The 7,069-nt window shown below is 25.6% G+C and carries 5 protein-coding genes and 2 pseudogenes; 1 reads left to right on the top strand and 6 read right to left on the bottom strand.

Annotated features, from left to right (window positions below; genetic code table 11):
* The first annotated feature begins 174 nt into the window (after positions 1-174).
* Complete coding sequence (gene sstT / locus A500_RS10390) at positions 175-1,410, top strand: serine/threonine transporter SstT (RefSeq protein WP_016207544.1); 1,236 nt, start codon at positions 175-177, stop codon at positions 1,408-1,410.
* Positions 1,411-1,537: 127 nt separating this feature from the next.
* On the opposite strand, the gene A500_RS19510 is transcribed toward sstT, so the two are convergent.
* From A500_RS19510 to A500_RS10365, 6 genes and pseudogenes are all read right to left on the bottom strand, one after another.
* Positions 1,538-1,801 (bottom strand): DUF1722 domain-containing protein, encoded by a 264-nt coding sequence (locus A500_RS19510; RefSeq protein WP_242835117.1) that lies wholly within the window; start codon positions 1,799-1,801, stop codon positions 1,538-1,540.
* Between the two features lie 38 nt (positions 1,802-1,839).
* Positions 1,840-2,502: a DUF523 and DUF1722 domain-containing protein gene (locus A500_RS10385; protein WP_016207542.1), complete on the bottom strand. Its 663-nt coding sequence runs from the start codon at positions 2,500-2,502 to the stop codon at positions 1,840-1,842.
* Positions 2,503-2,618: 116 nt separating this feature from the next.
* The gene (locus A500_RS10380; protein ID WP_016207541.1) at positions 2,619-3,278 is read right to left on the bottom strand and encodes a nitrite/sulfite reductase domain-containing protein; all 660 of its coding nucleotides are present in this window, start codon (positions 3,276-3,278) and stop codon (positions 2,619-2,621) included.
* Positions 3,279-3,349: 71 nt separating this feature from the next.
* Positions 3,350-5,799: pseudogene (gene recQ, locus A500_RS10375) on the bottom strand (DNA helicase RecQ).
* Positions 5,800-5,915: 116 nt separating this feature from the next.
* Entirely contained in the window at positions 5,916-6,578 is a 663-nt protein-coding gene (locus A500_RS10370; protein WP_016207538.1) for a TIGR01906 family membrane protein, read from the bottom strand.
* Positions 6,579-6,762: 184 nt separating this feature from the next.
* A pseudogene (locus A500_RS10365) lies at positions 6,763-7,069 on the bottom strand (hypothetical protein); the annotation flags it as partial.

Genomic DNA, 7,069 nt, shown 5'->3' with positions numbered 1-7,069 from the left:
TATTTTTATTATTTCTCTCATTGTATATCCAATATTATAATCTATTCTTTTATTTGTTTTTTCATTATATACTTTTAAAAATTAACTATATAAGCTTAAATATAATTTATTTGCCGAGAAATTTATGATAAACTATAAAAAGTATATTCAAAACATTAATTAGGAGGAGATATTATGAAAAACTTAATGAAAAAATGGAATAAAATAAGTTTAGTTAAAAGAATAATCTTAGGTTTATCTATTGGAATTATTTTATCATTAACTATTCCAGAAAAAGCAAAGTCAATTGTAATTTTAGGTTCCTTATTTGTAGGTGCTTTAAAAGCAATTGCTCCTATGCTTGTATTTTTTCTTGTTACATCTGCAATATGTCAACATAAAAGCGGACAAAAAACTAATATGAAGTCTATAATTATTCTTTATTTACTTGGAACTTTCACAGGTGGATTTATTGGAGTTTTAGCAAGTTTTATTTTTCCAGTAAAATTAACTCTGGTAGCAGGAGTAGAAAATCTTTCGCCTCCTGGTGGAATTACTGAAGTCTTAAGATCACCTTTAATGAATATTGTAGATAATCCAGTAAATGCATTAGTTACTGCCAATTATATAGGTATATTATCATGGGCTGTAATTCTTGGATTTGCCTTAAAAGGAGCAAATGATTCAACTAAAACAATGCTAGCTAATATTTCTGATGCTTTATCTAAAATGGTTGGATGGATAATTAATTTTGCACCAATTGGAATTATGGGACTTGTCTTTGATGCAATTGCAACTAATGGAATTCAAACATTTATAAGCTATGGAAAACTACTTTTAGTTTTAGTTGGATGTATGCTATTTGTAGCACTTATCGCCAATCCAATTATAGTATTTATAAATATTCGTCAAAATCCATATCCTCTTGTTCTAAAATGTTTAAAAGAAAGTGGTATTACAGCATTTTTTACTCGTAGTTCAGCTGCGAATATTCCTGTAAATATGGATTTATGTAAAAGATTAGGTTTAGATAAAGATACTTATTCAGTATCTATTCCTTTAGGTGCAACTGTAAATATGTCTGGTGCTTCTGTTACGATTTCTGTTTTAACATTAGCAGCTGCACATACTTTAAATATTCCTGTTGATATTCCGACTGCACTTATACTTAGTATACTAGCAACTATAAGTGCTTGTGGAACATCAGGTGTATCTGGAGGCTCTTTACTATTAATACCTTTAGCTTGTAGCTTATTTGGAATACCGACCGATGTTTCTATGCAAGTAGTTGGAGTTGGATTTATTATAGGTGTAATACAAGATTCTTGTGAAACAGCACTTAACTCATCATCTGACGTTTTATTTACATCAACTGCAGAGTTTTATAAGAGACGTAAAGAAGGTAATTTAAATCTCTATCTAAAGAAATAGCTTAATAGATTTATATTAAGTAATATTTACACATTAAAATGATAATTGTTTTTATTTTCTAATTAGGTATTTTACGTTTTACATAAAAAAGGGGCTATCTATGACAGCCCCTTTTTTGTTTATTATTTTATATTCCCTCTTTTCCAGAATCACTTATATCAAGTAATTCTTCTGGGTACGCAGACCATATAGTTTGATTCAAAAGATATTCTTCATTATATTTTATAGCATAAGTTTTTAAAATATTTAAAGGTACATCCATGTGAATCTTATCTTCCTTATATTTATTAAATATATCTAATACAAATTCCTTTTCATCCTTTGAAAGATAATCTGAAAAGTATCCAAATATATGCATAAATGTATTTATGTAATTACCTTTTCTAGGAATTTTAGAAAATGCTAAACCTAAATGATGCTCATAGTCATTTATAATTTCATTAAAATGTTTTTTTCATCATTAGCAACTATTTGCCCTAAATGCTTTAACTGACTTCTATTATATGCCATAAGAAGATATTTATTATTTGAATGAAATTTAATTAACTCTTTAATAGAATTAGATTTTTCTACTTCCTTAAATTTAAAAAATATATACACCTTAATTAAAAAATGCTCTCTTATGGCATGATTAGTAAGACGTCCTTCTTCCTCAATAGGAAGATATGGATAGTTTTTAATAGCATAAGAAGCAAATAATCCTATACTCTTTTTTGATCCTATTGTCTTTTCTTTACCTAAATATAACTTTACATTTTTGGTTCCACAAGATGGTGACCTTCCCTTTAATATAAATCCATGCACTTCTTCTAAAGATTTAAAAAATTCATTTGAATATTCATCCATTTCCCTTGTATATACATTTCCACTATGCGGCTCATAAAGTTCTATTTTTTCTTTTTCTAATATTAATCTTATAGGCTTTCTAGGTGTCTCTAAACCGATATCTACCTCCGGACAAACAGTTATATAATTGACATACTTTTTTAATTTTTCAACAAACTTATCTGATATCATATCTCCATTATATCTACAATTACAAAATCCTAAACATCTGCTTACTACAATTGTGGGCTTCTTATCTTCTTTCAATTAATACCCTCCTTGAATACTTTACATTTAGCACTTAATAAACTTTTTCTTTTGATATAAATATTTTACATGTTTATTATTTTTTATAATACTCTTTCCCTAAAAGATATTATTATCTAATCAATTATTTTAAATACATCAGATTTAAATTTTTCTATACCTATTCTATCTATAAAAAATCCTAATTTTTCACCAGCTTCTGCATTTTCTTTGTAGTATTCAAAAATTATATCAACTAAATTTTCTGCAGCCTTTTCAGTCAAATCAATTGCAATAATATCTGACATTCTTGGATTATATCCTCCTGATCCTCCTACGGTTACCATAAATCCAGTTTTATCAGCTATTATACCTACATCCTTACTATAAACACTCCCACATGCATTTCTACATCCAGCAACACCTATTTTGGTTCTACATGGCATTTCTGCCCAATGGTACCTTTTTGAAAGTCTCATTCCTATTCCAATAGTATTATGTTTTGCTCTCTTACAAAAACCTGCTGGACACATCTCTACATTTTTAACAGAATTTTGTGTTTTGACAGCTGGCATCATTCCAAGTTCTTCCCAAATTAATGGTAAATCACTTTCCTCCAAATTAGTAATTAATATTCTTTGTCCTGAAGTAATTTTTATAACTCCATTATATCTTTTTGCTACTATAGCTATTTTTTCAAGGTTCTCTGGTGTTATAAAACCTCCAGGTATATGAGGTGTTATCCCAAACTTTCTCTTGCCATCTATAACCTTTTGTAAATTACCGTAATTACTCATTTCATTCTCCTTATTCTCTATTTTTGTACTTCTTATATATTTTACAAAGCAATTTATAACACTAGTTAACTTTAATTATCATTTATCAATTTCTTATTTTTTAAAAATATTTCTTCTATTATTACTGCTCTTATAGCCTCATATTTTATATCACTTCTAAGAGTCTTTTTAATTTCTCCAATTTTTCTGTAGTCTTTAGACCTTACTTCTCTAAGAATCTCTTCTCTATCTTCTTTTAAATAATATTTTGATATATCAAACTTAATTTCTATATTCTCATTATTTTCAAGGGCTGTTGTCAAATATCCTAAAATTGTAGATATAGATATTTCTAATTTATCTGATAATTCTTCTGGAACCTCTCCTTTTTTAATTCATCAATAGTTATTTCTTCATCTGTCCTAACGTCTCCATCTAAAGCAATTTTTCTTTTTTCCTTCTTTATGAAATTAACTTTAATATCTTTGTTATTAATATAATCGTTAACTATAATAATTATATCTTTTCCTATAATTTCTACTTTCTTTTTTCCAACTAAAGTTATATCCATTAATTCATCTAAGTTTTTAGGATATCTTCCACTTATTTCTTTCAAGCTTCTTAAAGATATTACTTTTGGTGGATACATACCTTCTTTTCTTGAAATTTCTTCTCTTCTATTCTTTAGTAATTCTAGTAATTCTTCATCTACTTTTATATCAATATAAGAATTTTCTTCATTATCCTCAATTATATGATTTACAATAATATTATTTTCTTCAATATAACTTTTAATTAAATTAATAAATCTTTCACCATATTTATTAAATTTAATTTCTCCTACTCCACTAATTAATCTCATATTTTCCTTAATTAATGGCATTTTGCTACTCATTTCTTTTAATGTAACATCACCAAAAATTATATAAGGAGGAACTCTTTCTTCCAGTGCTATTTCTCTTCTCAAATCTTTTAGTAATTCTAATAATTTATTATCTACATTTTCAATAGTATTAATATTATTTTCTTTAAATAGTACTTTATGCTCACCTTTTATTATTTCTATTGATTTCTTATTTAGACTTACTACAGGATAAGTTCCTTCAATATAATCTAAATATCCATGAGCTATTAACGTATTTATAAAACTCTTTAGCTCTTCCCCCTTATAATCTTTCATAATTCCATAAGTAGATAAATTATTGAATCCTAAATTTACTAGTCTAATGTTTTTAGATCCCCTTAGAACATCTACTATCATTGAAATACCAAAGTTTTTTTTCATTCTATATACACATGATAATACTTTTTGAGCATCAATAGTTTTATCTACTACTTCTCCTTCATTTAAACAGTTACTACAATTATTACAGTTTTCTAAATTAGATTCACCAAAGTAATTTAGTATATATTTTCTATAACAATCATTATTATAAATAAAATCAGTCATTTGTTTTAGCTTCAAATATTGACTTTGTTTTCTATTTAAATTTTCTGAACTAGATTCTATTAAGAACTTTTGAGTTTGAATATCTCCTGGTGAAAATAATAATATACACTCACTTTTTCCTCCATCTCTTCCTGCTCTACCAATTTCTTGATAATAACTTTCAATGTTCTGAGGCATATTAAAGTGAATTACATATCTTATATTAGGCTTATCAATTCCCATTCCAAAAGCATTTGTAGCTATCATTATATTAACTTTATCATTTATAAAATCTTCTTGATTTTCTTTTCTTATATCATCCCTAAGCCCTGCATGATATTTAGATACCTTATATTTTTTTTCACATAAGACCTCATATAATTTATCTACTTCTTTTCTAGTAGCAGCATAAACTATTCCTGAAGCATCTTTATTAGCTTCTATATATTTAATTACATAGTCTTTTTTATTACTTCCTTTTACAATATTAATAAATAAATTTTCTCTATCAAAACCTGTTACATATACCTTAGGATTTTTAAGTCCAAGAAGGCTTATAATATCTCTTTTTACTTCTTCTGTTGCTGTTGCTGTAAAAGCTGTAATTATAGGTCGTTCTTTCAATATATCTATAAATGATTTTATTTTTCTGTAACTTACCCTAAAATCATGCCCCCACTGAGATACACAATGTGCTTCATCGATAGCAATTTGACTTATACTACATCTTGACATTTCCATTATGAAGTCATACGACTCAAGTCTTTCTGGCGCAACATAAACTATTTTATATTTGTTATTCTTTAGATTATTTATAGCTTCATTAAATTCACTAGTACTTAATGAACTATTTATATATGCGGCTTCAATCCCCATAGATCTTATATTATCAACTTGATCCTTCATTAAGGATATTAATGGTGAAATTACTATAGTTAAGCCATCTAAAATTAATGCTGGTATTTGATAACATAAAGATTTACCTCCGCCGGTTGGCATTATTGCTAGAATATCTTCTTTACTTAAAATATTTTTAATTATATCTTCTTGGCCCTTTCTAAAGCTTTTATATCCATAATATTTCTCTAAAACTTCTAAACTTATATCTTGCAAATTAAACACTCCTAAAATTATCTTTCTATTTACTTATTAAGATTATCAACACAAACATGCATTCCTAACACACTAAAATAATAGCTTTCCTCAAATAATATAAAATTCATTGATAATTAGTTAAGTTTAGAATGTTTATTATAACTTATGTAAATTGTCTTATAAACAATTATTGCAATAAGGGTAAATATTATTACCACTAATGCATACAACTTAAAAACTTCTTCTGGTAACACATTTATAATAGGATCTGTTTTTGAATCAAAAATCCAATATTCATTATTAAAAAATATTTTATGGAAAATTATAAAAGCTTTTGAGAAATCTATAAAAATTGAGGTTAATAAAACTGTAATTATACTTATAAGAGTATTTGCTCCATAATTAAGTGATTTAATTAGCTTTATTTTTTTGTTGTTATATTTTTTTATTAGATATATAACAATAAATATCAATACAAAAATTAAAACTATTAAATATATGCTTAAAAATATCTTCTTAACTTCATAAAAATGAAATTCTCCGTTGCTACTCATTATAAAATTATTAAACTTCAACTTTTTTGCAAATGGATTTTGTAAATAATTTAATAATATATTATAATCTTCCATTAATTTTTCCTTTGAAAGTTGTCCTATTTTATCCAAGTCATACTTTTGAATTGAATACTTATATATACTTCTCAAATTTAAAGATGCAATAACACTTATTCCAATAGTAAATAAAGCTACACTTATTCCTTGTAAAACTTTAAATATGCAATTAATCCATTTCTTCATTTTCTACCTCTTTCTAATATTTAGCATTTTATATAATCCTTATATACTAAATTGATTTAAAGACTATTACTACTTATATTTTTAATTAAATTTTAAACTCTTATAATAACTTATATATATAATAACATAATAGTCCTTATTTTGAATATAAAAAGAAGGGTTTCCCCCCCCCTTAACTTCTTAACTAACCTACTATCAAATCAATATTCTCTTTATATTGAGAATATTGTTTGTTTTTATATAATATTGCATTTTTAGGACAACAACTCATGCATCTACAGCACAATATACAATTATCCCTAAACTTTATATAATCTCCTATATTCTCTATATTTCTAGTTGGACAAATTTTAACACATAAATTGCACTTATCACATTGCGAGCTTACTGAAAATTTATATGAATTTTTATATAAATCTTTTGTTCTGAATTTGTATAGTTTTTTCATAATTATTGATTTAAAATTATTAATTTCTTTTTTATTATAATTT

The sequence above is a fragment of the Clostridium sartagoforme AAU1 genome (genome assembly GCF_000401215.1).
Taxonomy (GTDB): domain Bacteria; phylum Bacillota; class Clostridia; order Clostridiales; family Clostridiaceae; genus Clostridium; species Clostridium sartagoforme.
Note: the sequence above shows the minus strand (reverse complement) of the source record. Positions and strands in the feature narration are given on the sequence as shown.

Bases quoted from the DNA above. Each gene is read 5' to 3' on its own strand.
- sstT (WP_016207544.1), top strand. From the start codon at position 175: ATGAAAAACTTAATGAAAAAATGGAATAAAATAAGTTTAGTTAAAAGA.
- A500_RS10380 (WP_016207541.1), bottom strand. From the start codon at position 3,278: ATGAGTAATTACGGTAATTTACAAAAGGTTATAGATGGCAAGAGAAAG.
- A500_RS10370 (WP_016207538.1), bottom strand. From the start codon at position 6,578: ATGAAGAAATGGATTAATTGCATATTTAAAGTTTTACAAGGAATAAGT.